The 25,928-nt window shown below is 65.6% G+C and carries 23 protein-coding genes; 11 read left to right on the forward strand and 12 right to left on the reverse strand.

Annotated elements, in window-relative coordinates:
* Positions 1 to 113: 113 nt before the first annotated feature.
* The 3 genes from A6M56_RS16055 to recG form a co-directional block, all read right to left on the reverse strand.
* Positions 114 to 356: a hypothetical protein gene (locus tag A6M56_RS16055; RefSeq protein WP_045787658.1), complete on the reverse strand. Its 243-nt coding sequence runs from the start codon at positions 354 to 356 to the stop codon at positions 114 to 116.
* Between the two features lie 269 nt (positions 357 to 625).
* Positions 626 to 1,573 carry a LysR substrate-binding domain-containing protein gene (locus tag A6M56_RS16060; protein WP_102080103.1) on the reverse strand — a complete coding sequence of 316 codons (948 nt, stop codon included), beginning with the start codon at positions 1,571 to 1,573 and terminating at the stop codon, positions 626 to 628.
* Between the two features lie 254 nt (positions 1,574 to 1,827).
* A complete protein-coding gene (gene recG, locus A6M56_RS16065) occupies positions 1,828 to 3,975 on the reverse strand; it encodes an ATP-dependent DNA helicase RecG (RefSeq protein ID WP_102080104.1) in 2,148 nt (715 codons plus the stop codon).
* 132 nt (positions 3,976 to 4,107) lie between these two features.
* Here recG and queA point away from each other — a divergent pair, with 132 nt between their 5' ends.
* From queA to secF, 5 genes are all read left to right on the forward strand, one after another.
* Positions 4,108 to 5,169, forward strand: a complete 1,062-nt coding sequence (queA, locus tag A6M56_RS16070; RefSeq protein ID WP_045787769.1) for a tRNA preQ1(34) S-adenosylmethionine ribosyltransferase-isomerase QueA — start codon at positions 4,108 to 4,110, stop codon at positions 5,167 to 5,169.
* Positions 5,170 to 5,171: 2 nt separating this feature from the next.
* Entirely contained in the window at positions 5,172 to 6,323 is a 1,152-nt protein-coding gene (gene tgt, locus A6M56_RS16075) for a tRNA guanosine(34) transglycosylase Tgt (RefSeq protein ID WP_045785896.1), read from the forward strand.
* A gap of 105 nt (positions 6,324 to 6,428) precedes the next feature.
* The gene (yajC, locus tag A6M56_RS16080) at positions 6,429 to 6,761 is read left to right on the forward strand and encodes a preprotein translocase subunit YajC (protein WP_045785895.1); all 333 of its coding nucleotides are present in this window, start codon (positions 6,429 to 6,431) and stop codon (positions 6,759 to 6,761) included.
* A gap of 89 nt (positions 6,762 to 6,850) precedes the next feature.
* Positions 6,851 to 8,731, forward strand: a complete 1,881-nt coding sequence (gene secD, locus A6M56_RS16085) for a protein translocase subunit SecD (RefSeq protein ID WP_045785894.1) — start codon at positions 6,851 to 6,853, stop codon at positions 8,729 to 8,731.
* 76 nt (positions 8,732 to 8,807) lie between these two features.
* Positions 8,808 to 9,776, forward strand: coding sequence for a protein translocase subunit SecF (gene secF, locus A6M56_RS16090; RefSeq protein ID WP_045785893.1), 969 nt, complete (start codon positions 8,808 to 8,810; stop codon positions 9,774 to 9,776).
* Positions 9,777 to 9,847: 71 nt separating this feature from the next.
* On the opposite strand, the gene A6M56_RS16095 is transcribed toward secF, so the two are convergent.
* The 4 genes from A6M56_RS16095 to purB form a co-directional block, all read right to left on the reverse strand.
* Positions 9,848 to 10,444, reverse strand: a complete 597-nt coding sequence (locus tag A6M56_RS16095; protein ID WP_045785892.1) for a YceI family protein — start codon at positions 10,442 to 10,444, stop codon at positions 9,848 to 9,850.
* Between the two features lie 69 nt (positions 10,445 to 10,513).
* Positions 10,514 to 11,086 carry a YceI family protein gene (locus A6M56_RS16100; RefSeq protein WP_045787768.1) on the reverse strand — a complete coding sequence of 191 codons (573 nt, stop codon included), beginning with the start codon at positions 11,084 to 11,086 and terminating at the stop codon, positions 10,514 to 10,516.
* A gap of 118 nt (positions 11,087 to 11,204) precedes the next feature.
* Entirely contained in the window at positions 11,205 to 11,783 is a 579-nt protein-coding gene (locus A6M56_RS16105) for a cytochrome b (RefSeq protein WP_045785891.1), read from the reverse strand.
* Positions 11,784 to 12,046: 263 nt separating this feature from the next.
* Positions 12,047 to 13,426, reverse strand: coding sequence for an adenylosuccinate lyase (gene purB / locus A6M56_RS16110; protein WP_045785890.1), 1,380 nt, complete (start codon positions 13,424 to 13,426; stop codon positions 12,047 to 12,049).
* A gap of 231 nt (positions 13,427 to 13,657) precedes the next feature.
* Here purB and A6M56_RS16115 point away from each other — a divergent pair, with 231 nt between their 5' ends.
* On the forward strand, positions 13,658 to 14,266 hold the full coding sequence (locus tag A6M56_RS16115) for a glutathione S-transferase (RefSeq protein WP_045785889.1): 609 nt from the start codon (positions 13,658 to 13,660) through the stop codon (positions 14,264 to 14,266).
* 9 nt (positions 14,267 to 14,275) lie between these two features.
* Here the strand turns inward: A6M56_RS16115 and A6M56_RS16120 are convergent, their stop codons facing one another.
* From A6M56_RS16120 to A6M56_RS16140, 5 genes are all read right to left on the reverse strand, one after another.
* On the reverse strand, positions 14,276 to 15,874 hold the full coding sequence (locus tag A6M56_RS16120) for an FMN-binding glutamate synthase family protein (RefSeq protein WP_045785888.1): 1,599 nt from the start codon (positions 15,872 to 15,874) through the stop codon (positions 14,276 to 14,278).
* A 91-nt stretch (positions 15,875 to 15,965) separates the two neighbouring features.
* Positions 15,966 to 17,078 carry a tRNA 2-thiouridine(34) synthase MnmA gene (gene mnmA, locus A6M56_RS16125; protein WP_045785887.1) on the reverse strand — a complete coding sequence of 371 codons (1,113 nt, stop codon included), beginning with the start codon at positions 17,076 to 17,078 and terminating at the stop codon, positions 15,966 to 15,968.
* Positions 17,075 to 17,569, reverse strand: a complete 495-nt coding sequence (locus A6M56_RS16130) for an NUDIX hydrolase (RefSeq protein WP_045785886.1) — start codon at positions 17,567 to 17,569, stop codon at positions 17,075 to 17,077. The genes mnmA and A6M56_RS16130 overlap by 4 nt, the downstream gene beginning before the upstream one ends.
* 73 nt (positions 17,570 to 17,642) lie before the next feature.
* The gene (locus A6M56_RS16135) at positions 17,643 to 18,785 is read right to left on the reverse strand and encodes an acetyltransferase domain-containing protein (RefSeq protein ID WP_102080105.1); all 1,143 of its coding nucleotides are present in this window, start codon (positions 18,783 to 18,785) and stop codon (positions 17,643 to 17,645) included.
* A 2-nt stretch (positions 18,786 to 18,787) separates the two neighbouring features.
* Positions 18,788 to 20,836: a TonB-dependent siderophore receptor gene (locus A6M56_RS16140; protein ID WP_257984055.1), complete on the reverse strand. Its 2,049-nt coding sequence runs from the start codon at positions 20,834 to 20,836 to the stop codon at positions 18,788 to 18,790.
* A 311-nt stretch (positions 20,837 to 21,147) separates the two neighbouring features.
* Between A6M56_RS16140 and A6M56_RS16145 the strand changes: the two genes are divergently transcribed.
* The 5 genes from A6M56_RS16145 (at position 21,148) to A6M56_RS16165 (ending at position 25,789) form a co-directional block, all read left to right on the forward strand.
* Entirely contained in the window at positions 21,148 to 22,287 is a 1,140-nt protein-coding gene (locus tag A6M56_RS16145) for a Re/Si-specific NAD(P)(+) transhydrogenase subunit alpha (protein ID WP_102080106.1), read from the forward strand.
* An 84-nt stretch (positions 22,288 to 22,371) separates the two neighbouring features.
* Positions 22,372 to 22,734: an aspartate 1-decarboxylase gene (gene panD, locus A6M56_RS16150; RefSeq protein WP_045785882.1), complete on the forward strand. Its 363-nt coding sequence runs from the start codon at positions 22,372 to 22,374 to the stop codon at positions 22,732 to 22,734.
* 76 nt (positions 22,735 to 22,810) lie between these two features.
* On the forward strand, positions 22,811 to 23,140 hold the full coding sequence (locus A6M56_RS16155) for an NAD(P) transhydrogenase subunit alpha part 2 (RefSeq protein WP_045785881.1): 330 nt from the start codon (positions 22,811 to 22,813) through the stop codon (positions 23,138 to 23,140).
* Complete coding sequence (locus A6M56_RS16160) at positions 23,137 to 24,594, forward strand: NAD(P)(+) transhydrogenase (Re/Si-specific) subunit beta (protein ID WP_045785880.1); 1,458 nt, start codon at positions 23,137 to 23,139, stop codon at positions 24,592 to 24,594. The genes A6M56_RS16155 and A6M56_RS16160 overlap by 4 nt, the downstream gene beginning before the upstream one ends.
* A gap of 157 nt (positions 24,595 to 24,751) precedes the next feature.
* Positions 24,752 to 25,789, forward strand: a complete 1,038-nt coding sequence (locus A6M56_RS16165; RefSeq protein WP_045785879.1) for a response regulator — start codon at positions 24,752 to 24,754, stop codon at positions 25,787 to 25,789.
* Positions 25,790 to 25,928: the final 139 nt, after the last annotated feature.

Consider the following 25,928-nt stretch of genomic DNA (forward strand, 5'->3'; position numbering starts at 1 on the left):
AATCAGATCAGCCACGCGAGCGTCCAGCCTTGCTTTCGGTTGCCAGGCCCGCTGCGAGTTCCGAGCATGGCATCGCCCTGTGACGAAACCACGCGCGAACGGCAACCGGACGGTCAGGCCGTCAACTGCACCATGCTGTGCAGGAGGACGATCATAGCGCCCGCCGCCACAATGACCAGGCCAATCTGCTTGCGCACCCACTTGCGTTGCAGGCGGGCAGATTCCGCCAGGCGCGTGCCCCGACCACCGGCCGCGCTTCCCGGCATGCCGGACAGCATCGGCACCTCGGCCTGCGCGGCGCGCACCGTGTGAGCAAACCCCTGCCATTCCGAAACGAACATCCGCACCATTGCCACGATCTTTCCTCCTTGCAGTCCAGCGCCCTTTCGCGAACCTCAGGTCAATGCGATTCACCGTAGACGGCCAGCCACTCCAGCACGGCTGCAACGGCATCTGAGGCAAGGCGGGTGGACATGACTGGCTCCAGCAATCAGCGGCGAGCCGGCTGGCTCACCATGGAAAGCAGTCTACCTTCGTGCTATTGATTCGTGAATTTGATTGTTTTTATCTATGAATTAGACGTGCGCTATGGCCGTCATGCAAAAAGGACGGCCCTCTGACGTCTTCAGTGGAGAAGCGGCGCGGGCGGCAAGTGCTTGACGCCCGGCAGGTCACATTGGGAGACCGCCTTGGCCACCGCCTCGATGGCGGCGATGCGGGTGAAGCTCTTGCGCCAGGCCAGCACGACGCGGCGGTCGGGCACCGGCTCCTGGAACGGCACATACGTCAGCAGGTCATTGCTGGCCGGCTGCATGCTGGGGACCGAGGTGCGCGGCAGCACGGTGATGCCGACGCCGCTGGCCACCATGTGGCGAATCGTCTCCAGCGACGAGCCCTCGAACGTTTTCTGGATGCCGTCGGCGTTCTGCGAAAAGCGCGACAGCTCGGGGCACACGCCCAGCACGTGATCGCGGAAGCAATGTCCGTTGCCGAGCAGCAGCATCGTCTGCTGCTTGAGCGCTTCCGGGTCCACAGCTTCCACCTTGGCGAGTTCATGGCCGCGCGGTACCGCCACGACGAACGGTTCGTCGTACAGCGGCATGGTCATGAGGCCCGTCTCGGGAAACGGCTCGGCCATGATGGCGCAGTCGATTTCGCCCTGCTTGAGCAACTCCACCAACCGCACCGTGAAGTTCTCCTGCAGCATCAGCGGCATTTGCGGCACGGTGTCGATCATCTGCTTGACCAGCGCCGGCAGCAGGTACGGCCCGATCGTATAGATCACACCGAGGCGCAGCGGCCCCGCAAGCGGGTCCATGCCCTGCTTGGCGATCTCGCGGATCGCCATGGTCTGCTCGAGCACGCGCTGCGCCTGCGTGACGATCTGCTCGCCGACGGGCGTGACGCTGACTTCCGACGCCCCGCGCTCGAAGATTTGCACGGCCAGTTCGTCTTCGAGCTTCTTGATGGCGACCGACAGCGTCGGCTGCGAGACGAAGCAGGCCTCGGCCGCGCGCCCGAAGTGGCGTTCGCGCGCAACGGCAACGATGTACTTGAGTTCGGTGAGCGTCATGGCAATCAATCGGCTTTTGGATGTCGATAGATTTTACCTTGTGACGGGGGATGTTGCTGGGTCCGCGCCGAATGCCTTTTACCGCACTCGCGGTCGATGGAGGCGCGGCCCCGTGCGACACGCCGGTCCGACTGCATCGCCGAAACGACAGGGGTGCAGCTTGCATCGCTGTTGCACGGATTCCTGCATGAGTGCGGCAAGGCGCGACAGCCGCCGGATCCGCGCCGACATGATGGACTGGGCGTGCGACGCCGCTACACGCGCAGGTAATGTTCGCGCTCGCCCAGCCAGCGCTTGAGGTGCGCATCCACCGCTTCCGGAAAGCGCGCGAGCATGGCCTGCGCCGCTTCCTGCGCAAATTCGACCAGCCAGGCATCGTGGTTCAGATCGGCAAAGCGCAGCATGGCCTCGCCCGATTGCCGTGCACCGAGGAATTCGCCCGGGCCGCGGATCTCCAGGTCGCGCCGGGCGATCTCGAAGCCGTCGGTGGTCTCGCGCATGGTCTGCAGGCGCTGCTTGGCCGTGGGCGACAGCGGCGCCTGGTACAGCAGCACGCACACGGATTCCGCCGTGCCGCGCCCCACGCGCCCGCGCAACTGGTGCAACTGGGCAAGGCCGAAACGCTCGGCGTGTTCGATCACCATCAGCGAGGCATTGGGCACGTCCACGCCGACTTCGATGACGGTGGTGGCCACGAGCACGTGCAGCTCGCCGCTGGCAAACGCGCTCATCACGGCCGCCTTGTCGGCAGACGGCAGGCGCCCGTGCACCAGGCCGACCTTCAACCCCTGGAGGCTTTGCGAAAGGGTCTCGAAGGTTTCCACCGCGGTCTGCAGCTGCAGCGCTTCGCTCTCTTCGATGAGCGGGCAGACCCAGTAGACCTGCCGCCCCTCGCGCGCGGCGGCGTAGATGCGCTCGATCACCTCGTCGCGGCGGGCGTCGTTCACCAGGCGCGTGACCACGGGCGTGCGGCCGGGCGGCAGTTCGTCGATGGCCGAGACGTCGAGATCCGCGTAATACGTCATTGCCAGCGTGCGCGGAATTGGCGTCGCCGACATCATGAGCTGGTGCGGCACCGGGGCGTTGGCGGCTGGCGCTTCGGTGCCGCTGGTCTTGCCGCTGGATTTGCCGCGCAAGGCGAGACGCTGCGTCACACCGAAGCGGTGCTGTTCGTCCACCACCGCCAGCCCCAGGCGTGCGAACGTGACGGCGTCCTGGATGAGCGCATGCGTGCCGATCACGAGTTGCGCCGTGCCTGCGGCCACCCGGGCGGCGGCTTCGTCCTTCTGTTTGCGCCTGAGGCTGCCGGCCAGCCAGACGATGTCCACGCCGAGCGGCTCCAGCCATGCAGTGAGCTTGCGGTAGTGCTGCTCGGCCAGCAGTTCGGTCGGCGCCATCAACGCGGCCTGCCAGCCCGCATCGATGGCCTGGCATGCAGCCAGCGCGGCGATGACGGTCTTGCCGCTCCCCACGTCGCCCTGCAGCAGCCGCTGCATCGGATACGGGTGCGCGAGGTCGGCGCCGATCTCTTCCCACACGCGCGCCTGGGCGCCCGTCAGGTTGAACGGCAGTGCCTGCATGAAGCGCGCGAGCAAGCCATTGCTGCCGGTGGCGCGCAGCACGGGCGCGGTGCGCATGCGACGCGCGGCCTGCGCCCGCTTGAGCGAGAGCTGCTGCGACAGCAGTTCGTCAAACTTGATGCGCAGCCACGCCGGATGCGTGCGTTCGACCAGGCTGTGCTCGTCCACGTCGGGCGTGGGCTGGTGCAGCAACCGCACCGCCTCGGCGGGCGGCATCAGTTTCAACGGCGCGAGCGGCCCGGTGAGGAGGCTGTTCGGCAGCGTTTCGGGCAGCGGCGTACGCGTGAGCGTGTTCAGGATCGCCTTGCGCAGATACGCCTGCGGCACCCCGGCCACCGTCGAATACACCGGCGTCAGCCGGTCGGGCAGCGGCTCGTCCTCGGCCACGGCGCGCACGGTGGGGTGGACCATCTCCGCGCCGAAGAAGCCGCCGCGCACCTCGCCGCGCACGCGCAGCCGCACGCCTTCGGCCATCTGCTTGACCTGGCTGCCGTAGAAATTGAGAAAGCGCAGCACGAGTTCGCCGGAATCGTCGGCGATATGCACGACGAGCTGCCGGCGCGGCCGGAACGCCACTTCGTTGCGCGTGACCGTGCCTTCGACCTGCGCGGCCCAGCCGGTGTTGGCGCGCGCGATGGCCTCGGCGATGGTCAGAAGCGTGGTTTCGTCCTCATAGCGCATCGGCAGATGCAGGACGAGATCGACGTCGCGGTGCAGGCCCAGCTTGGCGAGCTTGTCCGCCGGGCGGGCGGCCTTGGGCGCCTTGTCGGCCGCCGCCCCGCGCTTTGGCTGGGGCGCCGGCGCGGTATCAGCGTCGGGCATCAGAGCGGCATCAGGGGCGGAGCGGGCGCGAGGCGGCACAGGACGTTTACAATGGCGAACTTTGCGGTGTCGCCCGATTGTACCGGCGCCCGCCACCCTCACCTGGTGCAATCCACGTCTGCGCCACTTCTCATGCTGACGCTGTCCGATTTCGATTTCGATCTGCCGCCCGAGCTGATCGCGCAAACCGCCCTGCCCGACCGCACCGCGAGCCGCCTGCTGGCCCTTCGCCGTGAGGCCGACGGCGTGCATTTTGACGATCGCCAGTTCTCCGACCTGGTCGACTACGTACGCCCCGGCGACCTGCTGGTCTTCAACGACACGCGCGTCATCAAGGCGCGCTTCTTCGGCCAGAAAGCCAGCGGCGGCAAGGTCGAAGTGCTGGTGGAGCGGCTGCTGGACGAGCACACCGTGCTCGCGCAGATCCGCTCGAGCAAGTCCCCCGTGGAAGGCACCACGCTGCGCCTGGCCGATGCCTTCGATGTGACGGTGGGCCCGCGCGCCGAGCCGTTCTTCACGCTGCGCTTTCCGCAGCCGGCGCTGGACCTGATCGAGCAGCACGGCCGCCTGCCGCTGCCGCCGTACATCGAGCACGACCCCGACAGCTTTGACGAAACGCGCTACCAGACTGTGTATGCGCGCAATCCCGGCGCCGTCGCGGCGCCCACGGCGGGCCTGCATTTCGACGATGCGCTGTTCGCCAGGCTCGATGCGATGGGCGTCAAGCGCGGCTTCCTCACTCTGCACGTGGGCGCGGGCACGTTCCAGCCGGTGCGTGTGGAGAACATCGCCGAGCACCGCATGCACAGCGAGTGGTACGCCATCTCGCCGGAACTGGCGGACACCATTCGCGCCACGCGGGCCGCGGGCGGGCGCGTGATCGCGGTCGGCACGACCTCCATGCGCGCACTGGAATCGGCGGCGCTGCCCGACGGGACGCTGCAGGCCGGCAGCGGCGACACCGATATCTTCATCACGCCGGGTTATCGCTTCCGGGTGGTCGATGCGCTGGTGACCAACTTCCACCTGCCCAAATCGACGCTGCTGATGCTGGTGTCGGCGTTTGCGGGCATGCAGGCCATCCGCGACGCTTACCGGCATGCCATTGCCCAGCGCTATCGCTTCTTCAGCTACGGCGACGCCATGCTGCTCACGCGCGCCCCATCCGAACCCGGCGACACCGGATCCCCCTGACCATGCTCAAGTACGAACTCCTCACCACCGATGGCCTCGCCCGGCGCGGCCGCATGACCCTGAACCACGGTGTGGTGGAAACGCCCATCTTCATGCCGGTGGGCACCTATGGCGCAGTCAAGGCGATGTCGCCGGCGGAGCTCGAGGACATCGGCGCGCAGATCATCCTGGGCAACACCTTCCACCTGTGGCTGCGTCCGGGCCTCGACGTGATGGATGCACACAAGGGCCTGCACGGCTTCAATGGCTGGGACAAGCCCATCCTGACCGATTCCGGCGGTTTCCAGGTGTTTTCGCTGGGCGATCTGCGCAAGATCACCGAAGAAGGCGTGACGTTCGCCTCGCCCATCAATGGCGACCGGCTGTTCCTGTCGCCGGAAATCTCCATGCAGATCCAGCGCCGGCTGAACTCCGACATCGTCATGCAGTTCGACGAATGCACGCCGTACAAGATCGGCGATCGTCCGGCCACCGAGGCGGAAGCCGCGGCCTCGATGCGCATGAGCCTGCGCTGGGCGCAGCGCTCGCGCAATGAATTCGAGCGCGAAGGCAATCCGAACGCGCTGTTCGGCATCGTGCAGGGCGGCATGTTCGAGCACCTGCGCGATGAATCGCTGGCCGGCCTGCAGGCGATCGACGCCGACGCCGGCGGCCAGGGCTTCGGCGGCTACGCCATCGGCGGTCTGTCCGTCGGCGAGCCCAAGGAAGACATGATGCGCGTGCTGCAGCACGTGGCGCCGCGTCTGCCGGCCAACAAGCCGCATTACCTGATGGGCGTGGGTACGCCGGAAGATCTGGTGGCGGGCGTCGCCGCGGGCGTCGACATGTTCGACTGCGTGATGCCGACCCGCAACGCGCGCAACGGCTGGCTCTTCACCCGCTTTGGCGACATCAAGATCAAGAACGCGGTACACCGCAACGATCCGCGCCCGCTGGACGAGACTTGCGGCTGCTACACCTGCAGCAATTTCTCGCGCGCCTACCTGCACCACCTGCAGCGCGTCGGCGAGATCCTGGGTGCCCGCCTGAACACCATCCACAATCTCTATTACTACCTGGAATTGATGGCCGAAATGCGCGCTGCCATTGAATCGCACGGCTTTGCTGCTTTCCAGGCGCGCTTCGCCGCAGACCGCGCGCGCGGAGCCCTGTAAGCCGCCGATCCGGGGCGCCGGGCGCGCCCATTTGCCGCAGCACCGCGATGGTAGAATGTCCGGTCCGATTTTTGACCGATTGACGAACCATTACGGAGTTTTGACGTGTTCCTCATTTCCGACGCTTACGCGCAAACCGCACCGGCGGCTGGTGGTGCAGCAGGTGGCCTGATGAGCTTCCTGCCCATCATCCTGATGTTCGTGGTGCTGTGGTTCATCATGATCCGCCCGCAAATGAAGCGCCAGAAAGAAACCAAGGCGATGCTCGAAGCCCTGGCCAAGGGCGACGAAGTCGTCACCGCCGGCGGCATCCTCGGCAAGGTGACGAAGGTGGCCGAGCAGTTCGTCACCGTCGAAATCGCTGCCAACACCGAAATCACCGTCCAGAAGAGCGCCGTGACGGCCGTGCTGCCCAAGGGCACGCTCAAGGCGCTGTAATCCGATCCGGCTTGACCGGCGCCGTGCCGCATGCGCGGCAGCGGCGCCAGGACTCCAGGCAGCGCCTCGGGCACTGACCACCATCCAAGATGAATCGCTATCCGCTCTGGAAATACCTTGTGATCCTGGTGGCGCTTGCCATCGGGTTCCTCTATACGCTGCCGAACTTCTTCGGCGAGGCGCCTGCCGTGCAGGTGTCTTCCGGCAAGGCGACCGTCAAGGTCGACCTGAACACGCAGAAGCAGGTGGAGAGCCTGCTGGCCGCGGCCAACATACAGCCCAACGGCGTGTTCTTCGACACCAACGGCGCCTCCAGCAGCGTGCGCGTGCGTTTTGCCGACACCGACACGCAGCTCAAGGCCAAGGACGCGCTCGCCCGCGGCCTGAACACCGATCCGAATGATCCGACCTACATCGTCGCGCTGAACCTGCTGTCGGGCTCGCCGCGCTGGCTGACCGCCATCCACGCGCTGCCGATGTACCTTGGCCTGGACCTGCGTGGCGGCGTGCACTTCCTGCTGCAGGTCGACATGAAGGGCGCGCTGACCAAGAAGCTCGACTCGCTGGCGGGCGACATCCGCACGCAACTGCGCGACAAGGGCATCCGCCACAACGGCATCGACCGCAACGGCTCGGCCCTGACCATCAAGTTCGGCAGCGCCGACGATGCCGAGCGCGCCCGCGGCATGCTGGCCGACTCCATGCGCGAGCTCGCTTTCAACGTCGACAAGACGGCCGATGGCGCCACGCTCACCGGCACCTTCACCGCTGCGGCGATGAAGGAAGTGCAGGACAACGCCATCAAGCAGAACATCGTCACGCTGCACAACCGCGTGAACGAACTCGGCGTGGCCGAACCGGTGATCCAGCAGCAGGGACCGGACCGCATCGTCGTCCAGCTGCCCGGCGTGCAGGACACCGCCAAGGCCAAGGACATCATCGGCCGTACCGCCACCCTCGAAGCGCGCCTGGCCGACCCGAATGCGCCGCTGCTGCCGCGCGCCGACGACCCGGTACCGCTCGGCGACGAGCTCTTCACGCAGGGCCGCGGTGCGCCGGTGCTGCTGCAGAAGCAGGTGATCTTCACGGGCGACCGCATCACCAGCGCCTCCGCCGGCTTCGACCAGAACCACAATCCGTCGGTCGACATCACACTCGATGGCCAGGGGGGCCGCGTGCTGCGCGACGTGTCGCGCGAGAACATCGGCAAGCGCATGGGCATCGTGCTCTTCGAGAAGGGCAAGGGCGAAGTGCTGACGGTGGCGACCATCCAATCGGAACTGGGCTCGCGCTTCCAGATCACGGGCATGGGTTCGACGGAGGCGTCGGCTGACCTCGCGCTGCTGCTGCGCGCCGGCTCGCTCGCCGCGCCGATGGAGATCATCGAAGAACGCACGATCGGCCCTTCGCTCGGTGCCGACAACATCCGCAAGGGTTTTGACTCCGCAGCGTACGGCTTTGCCGCCGTCTCGCTGTTCATGATCGTGTACTACATGCTGTTCGGCGCCTTCTCGGTGGTGGCGCTGGGCGTGAACGTGTTGCTGCTGATCGCCATCCTGTCGATGCTGCAGGCCACGCTGACCCTGCCGGGCATTGCGGCCATCGCGCTGGCACTCGGCATGGCCATCGACGCCAACGTGCTGATCAACGAGCGCATCCGTGAAGAACTGCGCAACGGCGCCTCGGCGCAGATGGCGATCGCCGCCGGCTTCGAGCGCGCCTGGGCGACCATCCTCGATTCGAACGTGACCACGCTGATCGCCGGCCTGGCGCTGCTGGCGTTCGGTTCGGGCCCGGTGCGCGGCTTTGCGGTGGTGCACTGCCTGGGCATCCTGACCTCGATGTTCTCGGCGGTGTTCTTCAACCGCGCCCTGGTCAATCTCTGGTATGGCCGCCGCAAGAAGCTGCAGGGCCTGGCGATCGGCCAGGTATGGAAGCCCGGCAACAGCCAGTCGCCGGCGCAGCAGTAAGGCACATCCACCACTGAATCTTGCATAACCGGCACCGGCCCAGCACACCAGGGCCGGTTGCCACAAAGGGCAGACCATGGAGTTTTTCCGCATCCGCCGCGACATTCCGTTCATGAAGCACGCGTTGATTCTCAACGCCGTGTCGTTCCTGACGTTTATCGCCGCTGTCTTCTTCCTGTTCCACAAGGGGCTGCACCTGTCGGTGGAGTTCACGGGTGGCACGGTGATGGAAGTCGCCTACACCCAGGCCGCCGATCTGCCGAAGATCCGCGCCGACGTTGAAAAGCTGGGCTACGCCGATGCGCAGGTGCAGAACTTCGGCACCTCGCGCGACGTGATGATCCGCCTGCCGCTCAAGAACGGCCCCGACGGCAAGCCCATCGCCTCGGCCGTGCAAAGCCAGCAGGTGATGGCGGCCCTGAATGCCGCCAGCCCCGACGCCAAGCTGCAGCGCGTCGAGTTCGTCGGCCCGCAGGTGGGCAAGGAGCTCGCCACGGACGGCCTGCTGGCGCTGCTGTTCGTGGTGGTCGGCATCGTGATCTACCTGTCGGTGCGCTTCGAGTGGAAGTTCGCCGTGGCGGGCGTGATCGCCAACCTGCACGACATCGTCATCATCCTGGGCTTCTTCGCGTTCTTCCAGTGGGAGTTCTCCCTGTCGGTGCTGGCGGCCGTGCTGGCGGTGCTCGGCTATTCGGTGAACGAATCCGTGGTGATCTTCGACCGGATCCGCGAGGCATTCCGCAAGTACCGGAAGATGAACACGCACGAGATCATCGATCACGCCATCACCAGCACGATCTCGCGCACGATCATCACGCACGGTTCGACGGAAATGATGGTGCTGTCGATGCTGGTGTTCGGCGGCCCGACGCTGCACTACTTCGCCCTCGCGCTGACCATCGGCATTTTGTTCGGCATCTATTCGTCGGTGTTCGTGGCGGCGGCGCTGTGCATGTGGCTCGGCGTCAAGCGCGAAGACCTTGTCAAGGGCGAGAAAAAGGCCGGCGGCCCGAAGGATGACCCGAACTTCGGCGCACAGGTCTGACCCCTCCCCGGCGGCCCCGCAGGCAACAAAAAGCCCCGCAATCGCGGGGCTTTTTCTTGGGCGTCGCGCGCTTACTGCTGGGCGACGTTCGTGTCCTGCTTGATGCCCTCGACCTGGATCTTCAGCTTGGTTTCCATGTTGAAACCGTAGGCCTTGCCGTAGTCGAGGCCGAACTCGTCCCGCTTGAACGTCACTTCGGCGTCGGCGCCGCACACTTCGCGCTTGAGCATCGGGTGCTGCATGCACTTGAACGAATCGATTTCCATCTTGACCGGCTTGGTCACGCCGCGCAGCGTGAGCTGACCCTCGGCTTCGGTCGGCACGTCGCCCTTGAACTTGGTGAATTCGCCCTTGAACGTGGCGGTCGGGTACTTGGCCACGTCGAACAGGTCGGGGCTCTTGGCGTGCTCGTTCATCTTGGCGTGACCGAAGTCGATGCTGTCGGTCTGCACGGTCACGTCGATGGTGCCCTTCTTGGCCTGGCGGTCCAGGGTCACGGTGCCGCTGGACTTTTCGAACTTGCCGCGCCACTTCGACAGCCCGCCCATGTGGTCGGCTTCGAAGCTCGGGTAGGTGTGGCTCGGGTCCAGCTGATACGTGGCCGGTGCAGCAAAGGCGGCGCTGGCTGCAACAGCCGACAGTGCGGCAACGAGGGTACGCAATTTCATGAGAACTCCTGCGGAGAAAAGCGGCGATTGAGCCGAAAAAACGTCGGGTGGATAACCTGATCCAGCAAGTTACTTCTTGGCGATGACGACGCGGAACTTGATCGTCACGTCGTCCGCGACGACGGACGTATCCTTCCATTCACCATCGCCGACCTTGAACGCGTTGCGCTTGATGGGCAGCGCACCTTCAAAGACCTGGTTGGCGCCTTCCTGCCTGAAGGTGACGGGCGCGGTCACATCCTGCGTGACACCCTTGATGGTCAGCTTGCCGACCACATCCACCTTGCCGCCCGCGCCCGGCTTGAACGCCGACGAGACGAAGGTGGCTTTCGGATACTTGGCGGCGTCAAACCAATCCTTCTTCTTCAGTTCGTCGTTGTAGGCCTTGTCGCCCACGTCGACGCTGTTGATATCGATGTCGACCTTGGCCGTGGAAGCGGCCACGTTGGCAGGGTTGTAGTTGACGGTGGCGTCGAACTTGCCGAACTTGATGTCCATCGGCACACCGAGCTGCTTGCCGGTGGCCGTGACGCTGCTCTTGGCGGCGTCCACCTGGGCAACGGCCGATACCGACACGGCAGCAATCGAGAGCGCGCCGGCGGCAACCAGGGCAATCGCGCGGGGGCGCACAAAGCGTTTCATCATCAGACTCCTTCGGTCAGGCCGGATCGTGCCGGCAATCTTGGTCAAGACGGAGAACAACGGGCGCCGGCGTGCACCGGCATCTGAAAACCAGAACAGCGGATCGAGAGCGGCCGACTCAGCGCAAGAACGGCACCATGCGGCGCAGCGTGCCGTCACGATCGACCACGTGATGCTTGAGCGCGGCCAGAATGTGCAGCACGACGATGGCGGCCATCGTCCAGTTCAGCCATTCATGCGCTGCGCCGAACACGACCTTGAGCGCATCGCTCTTCTCGAACGGCATCGGCAGTTCCCACAGGCCAAGGTAGACAACCTTGACACCGGCCGCCACGCTGAACAGATAGCCGGTCAGCGGCACGGCCAGGATCAGCAGATACAGCACCAGGTGCGCGCCCTCGGCCGCCTTGTGCTGCCACTTCGGCATACCGGCCACGGGTGCCGGCGCACGGTGCGTGAGGCGCCAAAGCACCCGCAGGACGGCAAAGATCAGCACGGTGATGCCGATCCACTTATGGTACGAGTACAGCTTGAGCTTGGTCGGCGTGAATCCGGGGATATCGGTCATGTACAGACCAAGCCCGAAGGCCGCGAATATCAGCAGCGCGACGATCCAATGCAGCGCGATCGCGGGAGCGCCATAGGCGCCGTCGTCGGCGGCACGCACGGCGAGATTCGGTTGAGCAGCTTGTGACATCGGTTCCCTCGGTTGGAAAGACGCTCGGCGGGTTTGCCTTACGGGCTCAGACATCGGCGCCAGACGATGGTGCATTATTTGCGCGATCGGACGGCCGCAGACGGCCTGCAGTTCACCAACAAGTTCAAATTTTTTGATGTTCGGAAGACCCGCGCGCTAGCCCCGCCCGGCGAATTCTACCCGCGCTCCATAGCAAAACAGCCTCCTCCGTATCGCTACGGAGGAGGCTGTCTTTGTATCAGCCCAACAAATTTTCGGAATGATCAGACGCTGCCGATCCGGCGCGCCAGTTCCGCGGCCTTGCCGATGTAGCTGCCGGGCGTCATGTCAAGCAGCAGCTGGCGGGCGTCTTCGGGAATCGCCAGCGTGGCGATGAATTCACGCAGCGCCTCGCGCGAGATACCCTTGCCCCGCGTCAGTTCCTTCAACTGCTCGTACGGGTTGGCGATGCCGTAGCGGCGCATCACGGTCTGCACCGGCTCGGCCAGGACTTCCCAGCAGTTGTCCAGGTCTTCGGCCAGGCGGGCCGGGTTGGTTTCCAGCTTGCCCAGGCCGCGCAGGCACGCGTCGTACGCGAGCAGGCTGTAGCCGAACGCCACGCCGATGTTGCGCAGCACGGTCGAATCGGTCAGGTCACGCTGCCAGCGCGACACCGGCAGCTTTTCCGACAGGTGGCGCAGCACCGCGTTGGCCAGACCGACGTTGCCTTCCGAGTTTTCGAAGTCGATCGGGTTGACCTTGTGCGGCATGGTCGACGAGCCGATCTCGCCGGCCTTCGTCTTCTGCTTGAAGTAGCCCTGCGAGATGTAGCCCCAGACGTCACGGTCGAGGTCGAGGATGATCGTGTTGGCGCGCGCCACGGCGTCGAACAGTTCGGCCATGTAGTCGTGCGGCTCGATCTGGATCGTGTACGGGTTGAACGTCAGGCCCAGGCGCTGCTCGATCACGTTCTTCGAGAAGGCTTCCCAGTCCAGCGACGGGTAGGCCGACAGGTGCGCGTTGTAGTTGCCGACCGCGCCGTTCATCTTGCCGAGCAGCTCCACGGCCTCGATGCGGCGGATGGCACGGTCCAGGCGCGCGGCCACGTTGGCCATTTCCTTGCCCAGCGTGGTGGGGCTGGCCGGCTGGCCGTGCGTGCGCGAGAGCATCGGCACATCGGCGTTGGCGTGAGCCAGTTCCACCAGGCGCGCCTGGACGCGGCGCAGCGCCGGCACGATCACCGTGTCGCGCGCGCCTTTGAGCATCATGCCGTGCGAGGTATTGTTGATGTCTTCCGATGTGCAGGCAAAGTGGATGAATTCGCTCGCGGCTTCGAGTTCCGGGTTGCCCTTCACGCGCTCCTTCATCCAGTATTCGACGGCCTTCACGTCATGGTTGGTGACGGCTTCGATCTCTTTGATGCGGGCGGCGTCTGCCTCGGCAAAGTTCTCGACCAAGGCCAGCAGCGCGCGCTCGGCGTCGGCCGAAAAACGTGGGATTTCCGCCAGGCCCGCCTGCGACAGGGCGATCAGCCAGTGCACCTCCACCTTCACGCGATTGCGCATGAAAGCGGCTTCCGACAGCCACTCACGCAGCGGATCGGCCTTGGCGGCGTAGCGGCCATCGATGGGAGACAGGGCGGTCAGAGCAGAAAGCGACGACATGGCAGGCGGGGAAAAATGTGAAGGGAATCTCAATCCGGACAACCCGGGCGCCCCATCGAGCGTTGAGTCGGGAGCGCCCGGACGGCGCAAGAGCGAACCCGCGATTTTACCATCCGGCACCCCGGCTTTACGGTCGATCCGACGCCTGACAAGGCGCCCTTTGGTTGAAGCGCTTCGCACGGCACTCGGGAAAGCCCGCAGCTATACTTCCGCCTCCAACATGACATGCCTATGAAACTGATCGGATCGCACGCCAGCCCGTACACCCGCAAGGTGCGCGTGGTCCTGGCAGAAAAGAAAATCGACTACCAGTTCGTGCTGGAAGACGTGTGGAGCGCCAACACGCAGATCCACCAGTTCAACCCGCTCGGCAAGGTGCCCTGCCTGGTGATGGACGACGGTGGCGCCCTGTTCGACTCGCGCGTGATCGCCGAATATGCCGACACGCTGTCGCCCGTGGCGCGGCTGATTCCGCCGTCGGGCCGCGAGCGCGTGGAAGTACGCTGCTGGGAAGCGCTCGCCGACGGGCTGCTCGACGCAGCGCTCATGCTCCGCATCGAACACACGCAGCGCACGCCCGAGCAGCGCAGCGAAACCTGGCTCGCACGCCAGAACCACAAGATCGACGATGCGCTGAAGGCCATGTCGCAGGGCCTGGCCGACAAGACGTGGTGCAACGGCAACCACCTGACGCTGGCCGACATTGCCGTGGGCTGCGCGCTCGGCTACCTCGATTTCCGCCAGCCACAGATCGACTGGCGCGAACGGCACGCCAATCTCGCCGCGTTCTACGCGCGCATGGAAAAACGGCCGAGCTTCATCGAAACCCAGCCGCAGTAAATCGCCGCCCTACACGGCCACCGGATCAAACCGGTCGGCCTGGGCCATCGGCCAGTAACGCTCGTATAGCTGATAACGGTAGCGCCCGGCCAGCAGATCGCCGGGCTCGAGGTATTTGAGCAGCGCCGAGAGCAACTGCACCTCGTTGCCCGACACGCGCCGTACGATGTGGTGCGCACGGAAATCCGCCGGATGCTGCAGCCCCGCTGCCTGCGTCAGCTCCAGCAGTGCATGCAGCGTGTGCCGGTGATATTGATGCACGCGCTCGGCCTTGTCCGGCACCACCAGCGCTTTCTGGCGAGACGGATCCTGCGTGGCCACGCCGGTCGGGCAGCGGTCGGTGTGACATTTCTGCGCCTGGATGCAGCCCAGCGCAAACATGAAGCCGCGCGCCGCGTTGCACCAGTCGGCGCCCATCGCCAGCGTGCGCGCCACGTCGAACGCGGTGACGATCTTGCCCGACGCGCCAATCCTGATCTTGTCACGCAGGTTGGTGCCGACCAGCGTGTTGTGCACCAGCAGCAGCCCTTCCTGCAGCGGTGTGCCGACGTGGTCGGTAAATTCAAGCGGTGCGGCGCCCGTGCCGCCCTCGGCGCCATCCACGACGATGAAGTCCGGCAGGATGCCCGACTCCAGCATCGCCTTGACGATGCCGAAGAACTCCCACGGGTGCCCGATGCACAGCTTGAAGCCGGTGGGCTTGCCGCCGGACAGCGTGCGCAGCCGGTCGACGAATTGCAGCAAACCGAGCGGCGTGGAGAACTCGGAATGCGAAGCCGGCGAGATGCAGTCCTGCCCGATCGGGATGCCGCGCGTGGCGGCAATTTCCGGCGTCACCTTGGCCGCGGGCAGCACGCCGCCGTGGCCCGGCTTGGCACCCTGCGACAGCTTCACCTCGATCATCTTCACCTGCGGGCTGCGCGCCTGCTCGGCGAAGCGCTCGGGGTCGAAGCGGCCGTTGGCGTCGCGGCAGCCGAAATAGCCGGAAGCGACTTCCCAGATCAGGTCGCCGCCTTCTTCGCGGTGGTACGGCGAGATCGAACCCTCGCCCGTGTCATGGATGAAGTTGCCGAGCTTCGCGCCGCGGTTCAGCGCCCGGATGGCGTTGCCCGAGAGCGCCCCGAAGCTCATCGCCGAGATGTTGAACACCGACATCGAATACGGCTGGGCGCGCCCCTCGCCCACCATCACGCGAAAATCGGACGACGCGATGCGCGTAGGCGCGAGCGAGTGGCCGATCCACTCGTGCCCCGGCACCTTCACGTCGACCTCGGTCCCGAACGGGCGGCTGTCGACTTCGCCCTTGGCGCGCTGGTAGACAATGCTGCGCTGGGCCCGCGAGAACGGTTTCTCGTCGGTATCGTCCTCAACGAAGTACTGACGGATTTCGGGGCGGATGAACTCGAACAGGAAACGCAGGTGACCCCACAGCGGGTAGTTGCGCAGCACCGAATGGCGCGTCTGCGTGAGGTCGTGCAGGCCCAGAAGCACGAAGACCCCGGGGATCACCGCGCAGGCCCAGTGCAGGCGCCCCGCCACCGCAAACCCCGCGGTGACGACAAACAACAGCACAACACCCGCGAAGGCCCAGTAACGGCGTGGCAGCATGGCAAACCCTGTGTGGAAGCAAACGTGGGCGCCAGCTTAAACGAGCGCGGCGATGGCCGCAGCCGTCACAACGCCATGTTGCGGAAACCGATCAGGCGACCGCCTTTTCGATGGTGGCCGGCTCGGCCGCGGAAATGATGCCGCCGCCCAGGCACACCTCGCCGTCGTACAGCACGGCGGACTGACCGGGTGTCACGGCCCACTGGGCCTCGGGGAAGCTCAACGTGAGCGCACCCCCGGCAGCACGAACCACGGCGCAGGGCGCGTCGGCCTGGCGATAGCGCGTCTTGGCGGCCAGCAGCGTGCCTTGCGCCGGCGCGTGGCCGGCCACCCAGCTCAGATCGTCAGCGTGCACGGTATGCGCCAGCAGCCACGGGTGGTCGTGACCTTGCACCACATACAACGTGTTGGCCGCCATGTCCTTGCGGGCCACGTACCAGGCATCGCCGTTGCCGTCGCGGCTGCCGCCGATGCCGATGCCCTTGCGCTGCCCCAGCGTGTAGAACGCCAGGCCGATGTGCTCGCCGATGGTCTTGCCGTCCGGCGTCTTGATCGGGCCGGGCTTGGTCGGCAGGTAGCGATTCAGGAAATCGCGAAACGGCCGCTCGCCGATAAAGCAGATGCCGGTGGAATCCTTCTTCTTGGCATTGGGCAGGCCGATCTCCGCAGCAATCTCCCGCACTTTCGTCTTCGGAATCTCCCCCAGCGGAAACAGCGTGCGCGACAGTTGCGCCTGGTTCAGGCGATGCAGGAAATAGCTCTGGTCTTTCGTGTGGTCGAACGCCTTGAGCAACTCGAAGCGGCCGTCGACTTCGCGCACGCGGGCGTAGTGGCCGGTGGCAATGGTGTCGGCGCCGAGCGCCATCGCGTGGTCGAGGAAGGCCTTGAACTTGATCTCGGCGTTGCACAGCACATCGGGGTTCGGCGTGCGGCCGGCCGAGTATTCGCGCAGGAAATCGGCGAACACGCGGTCCTTGTACTCGGCGGCAAAGTTGACGGCCTCGACGTCCACGCCGATCAGGTCGGCCACCGACACCACGTCGATCCAGTCCTGCCGGGTCGAGCAGTATTCGCTGTCGTCATCGTCTTCCCAGTTCTTCATGAACAGGCCGACGACGTCATAGCCCTGCTGCTTGAGCAGCCACGCCGTGACGGAGGAATCGACGCCGCCGGACATCCCGACGACCACGCGCTTCTTGGTCATCGCACCACCTCCAGGCCGTAGGTGCTCGGATGCGTGTGGATGATGTCGAGCGGATAGCGCTTGCCGGCCACGTAGTCCTCCACGCAGGCGAGCAGCAGCGGGCTGCGGTGGCGCTCGCGGGTGGCGCGGATTTCATCGGCCGTCATCCATACCGTGCGGACGATGCCGTCATCGAGCTTGCGACGCGGGTCGAAGGGGCCGAGTTCGCCCGTGAACGCCATCCGCACATAGGTGACCGGATCGCCCTGCGGCGGCTGGAACTGCGCCATGTAGCAGCCCAGGAAGGCCGTCGGCACAAAGCTGTGCGCGGTTTCTTCCAGCGCCTCGCGTGCGACGGCGTCGACCAGGCTTTCGTCGGGGTCCAGGTGGCCGGCAGGCTGGTTCAGGCGCAAACCGGCGTCGGTGTGCTCTTCCACCAGCAGAAAGCGCCCGTCCTGTTCGATGACGGCGGCAACGGTGACGCTGGGCTTCCAGCGGACGGCTTGGTTCATGGCAAAAAAGGCAACAAAAACAAGGCGTTATTGTAGCCGTCCGCGGCCACCCCTGCTGGGGATGGCGGCGGCGTCACAAATAGCGCATCCACCGGTAACGCCCTGTGCGGCGCAGCCCTGCAAACCAGCGAGTCGGCCAATACAGCAGCGCGAGCGTCGGCAGCCATGCCGCCCACAGCTGCCAGACGGAATCGAAGCCGAAACGCGAGCCGTGGTTGGCGCCGAACAGGTGGAACGCCGCCAGATAGGCGACGTGCAGCAGATAGAGATGCAGCAGATAGAAGAACATGGGCGCAGCGCCCAGCGTCTGCAGCACGTGCGCTGCGCGTACGGGCAGGCGGTCGAGCCATGCCAGCGCACACAGGCCCAAGCCGAGCGTCAGCAGCAGGAAATCCAGCGACGGTGGGTACTTGGTGAGATTGAGGAACGACACGGCGGTGCCCAGCGCATCAGGGTAACCGGCCCACGGTTGCGGCTCGCCATAGTCGTTGAACGCGCGCAGCATCGTAAACCCGACCAGGCTCGCCACGCCCAGCCGCCAACACAACGCCCGCCGCGCCTCCGGTGAGCGCCGCGCATACGCCGGCGCAAACGCATAACCGAGGCCGATCACACCGACCCACGCGAGCGCCGGATACGACGTGCGCAGCCGCAGCGCATCGCCCAGCACAATCCAGTCGCGCTGATGCAGCACCGCCCACAGCGCATGCCACGTGGAACCCGGCGCCAGATGCGTCTGCGTGAGCAGGTTGTGCCCCGCCACGATCACCAGCGAGACCGCCAGCAACCCGCCGCGCGGCAGCCAGATCAGCACCGCCAGCGCGATCATCGACAAGCCGATCGTCCAGATGACTTGCAGATAGACCGTCGTGGGCGGCAAGGCAAACGTCCAGGCAAAGTTCACGACGGTCAACTCCAGGACCACGAGGAACAGCCCACGCTGGACCAGATGCGCCGACACACCGAGCCGATCCGCGCCGGGCTTCTGCGCGGACAGCCACGCCGACATGCCCGCCAGAAACACGAATACCGGCGCGCACGGGTGACTGGCAAAGCGTGTCAGCGCCAGCGCCGGCGAAGTGACCGCCAGATCGACGGGGTCTGCCACCTGCGCGTGCAGGAAGAAGAACTCACGCAGATGGTCGACCACCATCAGTGTCATCACGAGGCCGCGCAGCGCATCCACTGCGGCAAGCCGCGAAGAACCGGCTCCCATCGTCAGAACTTGTAGGTCGCGGCCAGCGTGATCTGCCGCTCCGCGCCTGGGGCCACCCACAGCTCGTTGTACGAACTGGCGTAGTAGCGCTTGTCGAACAGGTTATCGACCGTGAGCGAAAAACGCAGTGCGCGCGTCGGCTGCACATAGCCATGCAGGCGCACGGTGGTATAGGCGGGAAGCTTGAAGCCGTTGTTGACGCTGTTGCCGGCGCGCTCACCTACGTAGACCACGCCACCACCCGCGCCGGCCCTGCCCAACGCGCCCGCGCCAAACTCATACAGGCCGAGTACGCTGGCGCTATGACGCGGAATGTTCGACAGCGGCGCGCCTCGCGGCAGCACCGTATCGGCGGTGACATGGGCGTCGGTATAGGCATACGTGGCCAGCATCTTGACGTTCTTCGTCAGCTGCCCCGACACATCGAGCTCGACGCCGCGGCTGCGCACCGAACCGGCCGTGCGCTGGAACGTCGCATCGCGCGGATCGCCCGTCAGTACGTTCGTCTTGTCGATCGAGTACAGCGCCAGCGTGCCGCCGAGCCGGCCGTCGGGGGTTTCCAACTTGGCGCCCACTTCGTAGCCGCGCCCACGCTCCGGCGCGAACGCGTTGCCCTGCGCGCCCGCGCCCGTGTTGGGCCGGAACGAACGCGACGTATTGGCGTACAGCGACAGCGTGGGCAGGGGCTGATACACGATGCCGATGCGCGGGCTGTAGGCCGTCTGCTGCTGCGCGACACGCGTGCCTGTCAGGCGATTGTCGGCGTGCTGCAGGAAGCGGTCCATGCGCACGCCGGCCAGCAGCTTCCATTGCGCGGACAGGGCAATCTGGTCCTGCACGAACGCGCCGAAACCGCGCTGGAACTCGCGCGTGCTGATGCTCGGCCGCATGCTCGGGCGCGGCTGGCCGTAGACGGGGTCGAAAATATCGATGGCATACGGCGCGGCGGCGCTCGGGTTGACACGGTACAGCACCGGGTCGTAGCGGAAGTTGTAGAAATCGGCGCCGGCCACCAGCGTATGTCGGATCGCGCCGGTATGCACATCGCCCTGCACGTCGATACGGCCGGCGAGGTCGTTCGCGTGATAGTCGCGCTCGCGGGCCTGGCGCCACAGGGTGCGGCCGTCCGCCTGCAGGCTCGCCGCATCCGACGACTTCCCGAACAGTTGCGACGCTCGATACTGCAGCCCGCCATTGAGCTTCCAGCCATGGTTCAGCTGGTGCTCGACCGTCAGATGATGGCTTTGCGTGCGCACGGTCGTATCGCCGTCGCCCGGCTCACCGAGAAAGCGCGACGGCGGCAGCGCACCGAGCTGCTGGTTGATGGCGACGATGCCGCGATCGAACGGCGTCTTCAGCTGCGCGGCCTCAAACGCATACGTCACGACAGTGTCGTCCGTTGCCATCCACGTGAACGACGGGGCGACGACGTATCGCCGGCTGGACGAAAAATCGCGGAAGCCCTGGCTGCTCTCTGCCGCCACGCCAAGGCGATAGGCCACGCGCTCGGACAGCGGGCCGGTCATCTCTGTCGCGAGCCGGTATCGGTCCGGATTGCCCACGGCCAGCGTCACCTCGCGCGACGGTCTGAACTGCGGCGTGCGCGTGACGATGTTGACGATGCCGCCGGGGTCGCTGCGCCCATACAGCGCCGCCGACGGCCCCTTGAGCACATCGATGCGCGCAACGTTGACGGCGTCCACCGGCACGCTGTTGGCGCGATTGCCTGAAAACCCGTTGACGAGATAGTCCGCGCCCGTGTTGAGGTCGCCCGCAAAGCCGCGGATGGCGAAGTTGTCGGCCATGCCGCCCAGGTTGTTCTGCCGGCTGATCCCGCTGACCCAGTCAAGCGCCGTGTCCAGACGTGTTGCGCCAAAGTCATCGAGCGCGCCGCGCGTGACGACGCCCACCGACTGCGGCACATCCTTGAGCGGCGTGTCGGTCAGCGTAGCGGAGCTCGCCCGCCGCGCGCGCAAACGTTCGTCGCCCGCGGAGCCCCGCACGATCGATTCGTCCAGCGCAAACGTTGGGACCGTCTCGGCGGCGGCCATGCTTGATGCGCTGCACAAAACCGCCCCGGTTAGGCTCCACCTTGCGTGCAACGGGATAAGACATCGTCTACGCTGCATGGCAATACTGAACGCGTCGAAAACGGCCACGCTATCCTAATTGCAATTGAGTTGCAACAAAGAGCGGGGTCGGCGCGACAATCCAGCGCGTGCCGCTAAGCGAATGCTCATGATCGAGCAGGTCTTCAGGGCCGGTCCGCCTGCCAAAAAGTTCGGGTAAGCTCCACATCGTTCAACAAAAAACCGATCTGCGCGCCGTTCCGCATCGCGCGCACCACGACGAGGAGAACACGATGCACATCGGCATCCCGCAGGAGACGCGGGCGGACGAGACGCGCGTTGCCGCGACCCCGGAGACGGTGAAGAAGTACGTCGCGCAAGGCCACCAAGTCACGGTGCAATCGGGCGCCGGCGTCGCTGCCGCCCAGCCTGACGAAGCCTATGTGGCGGCCGGCGCCCGGATCGGCACCGCCGCCGAAGCGCTCGGTGCGCAGATCGTGCTGAAGGTGCGCTCGCCTGAACCGGCGGAGCTGGCGCAGATGCAGCCGGGCGCGGTGCTGGTCGGCATGCTCAATCCGTTCGACGACGACAACACGGCGCGCCTGGCTGCGGCCAATGTCACCGCATTCGCGCTGGAAGCGGCGCCCCGCACCACGCGCGCGCAGAGCATGGACGTGCTCTCGTCGCAGGCCAACATCGCCGGCTACAAGGCCGTGATGGTGGCGGCCAATCATTACCAGCGCTTCATGCCGATGCTGATGACGGCCGCCGGCACGGTGAAGGCCGCGCGCGTGCTCATCCTCGGCGCGGGCGTGGCGGGGCTGCAGGCGATTGCCACCGCCAAGCGCCTGGGCGCCGTGATCGAAGCGTCCGACGTGCGCCCCGCCGTGAAGGAACAGATCGAATCGCTGGGCGCGAAATTCCTCGACGTCCCGTTCCTCACCGACGAAGAACGCGAGATCGCCCAGGGCGTCGGCGGCTATGCCCGCCCGATGCCGCCCGACTGGATGCGCCGCCAGGCCGAACTCGTGCACGAGCGCGCCAAGCAGGCCGACATCGTCATCACGACCGCGCTGATCCCGGGCCGCCGCGCGCCGACGCTGCTGTCCGAAGCAACCGTCCAGGCGATGAAGCCGGGCTCGGTGGTGGTCGACCTGGCCGCCGCGCAAGGCGGCAACTGCCCGCTGACCGAAGCCGACCGCGTGGTCGTCAAGCACGGCGTCACGCTGGTGGGCTACACCAACCTCGCGTCGATGGTGGCGGCCGACGCCTCCGCCCTCTACGCCCGAAACGTGCTCGATTTCCTCAAGCTGATCATCGACAAGGATGGCGGCCTGGTCATCAACCGCGAAGACGACATCGTGGCCGCCTGCCTGCTCTGCCAGGGCGGCCAGGTAGTGCGCGCGCCCGCCGCCACGAGCGCCGCCACATAACAACGGAGACGGCGGCCCGGCTGGTGTCATGACGCCGGCCTGGCCGCCAGTGGCGATTTCATCTTTTGTTTCAAGGAAAGCTTCATGCAACGCAACATGCTTCGCGCCAAGCTGCACCGCGCGACGGTCACCCAGGCCGATCTGGACTACGAAGGCTCGTGTGGCATCGACGAGGATCTCCTCGACGCCGCCGACATGCGGGAGTACGAGAAGATCGAGCTGTACAACGTCAACAACGGCGAGCGCTTCTCCACCTACATCATCAAGGGCAAGCGCGGCTCCGGGGAAATCTCGCTCAACGGCGCCGCTGCACGCCGCGCCCACGTGGGCGACCTGCTGATCATCTGCACCTATGCGCCGATGAACGAAGAGGAAGTCGCCAGCCACAAGCCCAAGGTCGTGCTGCTGGGCGAGGGCAACAAGATCAAGGAAATCAAGGCAATCTGAGCACCGGCGGCGGCGCCCCTCGCGTGCCGCCGACCGCCCCGAATCGCACAAGCAAGAGGGTAAGAGGAGAAGCAAGATGGAGCTGGTCAATCACACGGTGATCAACCTGATCATCTTCGTGCTGGCGATCTACGTCGGCTACCACGTGGTCTGGACGGTCACCCCGGCGCTGCATACGCCGCTGATGGCCGTGACCAACGCCATCTCGGCCATCATCATCGTCGGCGCCATGCTGGCAGCGGGCCTCACGCAGACGGGCCTGGGGCGCACGATGGGCGTGGTGGCGGTGGCGCTGGCGGCGGTGAATGTGTTCGGCGGCTTCCTCGTCACGCAGCGCATGCTTGAGATGTTCAAGAAGAAGGAGCCGAAGGCCAAATCCGGGCAAGACGAGGGGGTCAAGCCATGAGCATGAACCTCGTCACCCTGCTGTATCTTGTCGCGTCGGTGTGTTTCATCCAGGCGCTCAAGGGCTTGTCGCACCCGACCACGGCGCGGCGCGGCAACGCGTTCGGCATGACCGGCATGGCCATCGCCGCCGTCACGACCGTCGCGCTCATCTACAAGCTCAAGACGGAGATGTTTGCCGGCACCGAGAGCGGCACGTCTACCGGCTTCGTCCTGATTCTTGCCGGCCTGGTGGCGGGCGGCGGCATCGGCGCGTACGTGGCGCGCACGGTCGAGATGACCAAGATGCCCGAGCTGGTGGCCGCCATGCATTCGCTGATCGGCCTGGCCGCGGTGTGCATTGCCGTGGCCGCCGTGGCGGAGCCGTCGGCCTTTGGCATCACGATGGCCGGCGACAACGTATTGCCGCTGGGCAACCGCGTGGAACTGTTCATCGGCACGTTCGTCGGCGCCATCACGTTCTCCGGCTCCGTCATCGCGTTCGGCAAGCTGTCGGGCAAATACAAGTTCCGCCTGTTCCAGGGCGCGCCAGTGCAGTTTGCGGGCCAGCACACGCTGAACCTGCTGCTGGCGGTGGCGATGCTGGGCTTCGGCATCCTGTTCTTCCTGAGCCAGAGCTGGCTGCCGTTCATCATCATGACGGGGATCGCGTTCGTGCTCGGCGTGCTGATCATCATCCCGATCGGCGGGGCCGACATGCCGGTGGTGGTGTCGATGCTGAATTCGTATTCGGGCTGGGCGGCGGCGGGCATCGGCTTCTCGCTCAACAACCCGATGCTGATCATCGCGGGCTCGCTGGTAGGCTCGTCAGGTGCCATCCTGTCGTACATCATGTGCAAGGCGATGAACCGGTCGTTCTTCAACGTGATCCTCGGCGGCTTCGGGTCGGAGGCTTCCGCCGGTGCGGCGGCGGCCGGCGGGCAGCAACGGCCGGTCAAGTCCGGCTCGCCCGACGATGCCGCCTTCCTGCTGGGGAACGCGGAAACGGTCATCATCGTTCCGGGCTACGGGCTGGCTGTGGCGCGCGCCCAGCATGCCCTGAAGGAGCTGACCGAAAAGCTGTCGGAGAAGGGTGTGACGGTCAAGTACGCCATCCACCCCGTCGCCGGCCGCATGCCGGGGCACATGAACGTGCTGCTCGCCGAGGCCGAAGTGCCGTACGACCAGGTCTTCGAAATGGAAGACATCAACGGCGAGTTCGGCCAGGCCGATGTGGTGCTGGTGCTCGGCGCCAACGACGTGGTCAACCCCGCCGCCAAGAACGACCCGAAGTCGCCGATTGCCGGCATGCCGATCCTGGAGGCCTACAAGGCCAAGACCATCATCGTGAACAAGCGCTCGATGAACGCCGGCTACGCGGGGCTCGACAACGAACTCTTCTATATGGACAAGACGATGATGGTGTTCGGCGACGCCAAAAAGGTCGTCGAAGACATGGTGAAGGCGGTCGAATAGGCGCCCCCCCGGGGGGGCCACGAACGCCGGCCCGCCGCCTCCCCTCCGCGCCGCGCTTGCCCCCGACTGCCGCAGGCAGTAACGTAGTGCAAGCGGGCAGCGCGGGCCACACCGGCCGCGCGCTGCCGCTGCCCTTCCTTCCGAACCCGCCCGACGTATGCAACAGGACAGCGCCCTGCCGGTCTATTTCCACCCCACCCTCACGGTGGTGGTCGACGACAGCCAATCGTTCGTGGAAAGCCTTGGGTTCCAGATGGACCCTTCACGTGCCCTGTTGGCCTTCAATGACCCGGAAGAGGCGCTGGCGTGGCTGCGCCAGTGGCATTCACTGCGCATGCCGGGCTTCCTGCCGGTGCGCGTGACGCACGATGACCTCACCTTCTCGACGGAGCGCCGGACCATCCAGCTCGACGTTGACCGCATCTACCGCCAGATCCACGAGGTCAACCGCTTCCTGCAGCCTTCCGTCATCGTTGTCGACTACTCCATGCCGCGCATGAACGGGCTGGAGTTCTGCGCCGAGCTGAAGGACCTGCCGTGCATGACGATCCTGCTTACCGGCATGGCCGACGAGAACATCGCCGTGCAGGGCTTCAACGACGGCCTGATCGACCGCTACATCAAGAAAGACAACCCGGCGATGGCCGAGCGGCTGAATGCGGAGATCGAAGCGCTGCAGATGCGCTACTTCAGCAACCTCTCGAGCACGCTGCGCGACCTGCTCTCGCGCCACTCGTTCAGTTTCCTGTCGGACCCGGCGGTCACCAGGCTGGTGCGTGACCTGTCCGCGCGCTACCGCTTCATCGAGTTCTACCTGTATCCACATCCCGCTGGCGTGCTGCTGCTCACTGCGGATGGGCGCGCCACGCTCATGGTCATCGAAACCAACGCGAGCATGCTCACGCATCTGGAAAACGCCGAGGCCTACAACGCGCCCGAAGCCCTCATCAAGGGGCTGCACGACAAGAAGCTCGTCCCCTTCTTCTGGCCCGGCGATGGCATGTACACGCCTGCCTGTGTGGATTGGGAGCAATACTGCCTGCCCGCCGAGGTATGCCAGGGGCGCGAACCGTACTACTACGCACTGTTCGACATGCCCAGCCACCTGCTCCCGGCTCAGGTGTACAGCTACACCCAGTTCCTGGCCAACTACAAGCAGAACCCCGACGCACTGACCGGCCGCAAATCGCGCTGAGACAGTGGCGGCAACCTGCGCAGCGGCGCCGGTCTTTACATTGTGTGGCCCACATCGGGCAAGTACAATCGATCGCATCATCGGCAGCCGCGACGTCAGAGCGTGGCCCGGCTGAATCACCCTGATGCATGCGTGGCAA

The sequence above is a fragment of the Ralstonia sp. RL genome (genome assembly GCF_001683835.1).
Classification (GTDB): Bacteria; Pseudomonadota; Gammaproteobacteria; order Burkholderiales; family Burkholderiaceae; genus Ralstonia; species Ralstonia mannitolilytica.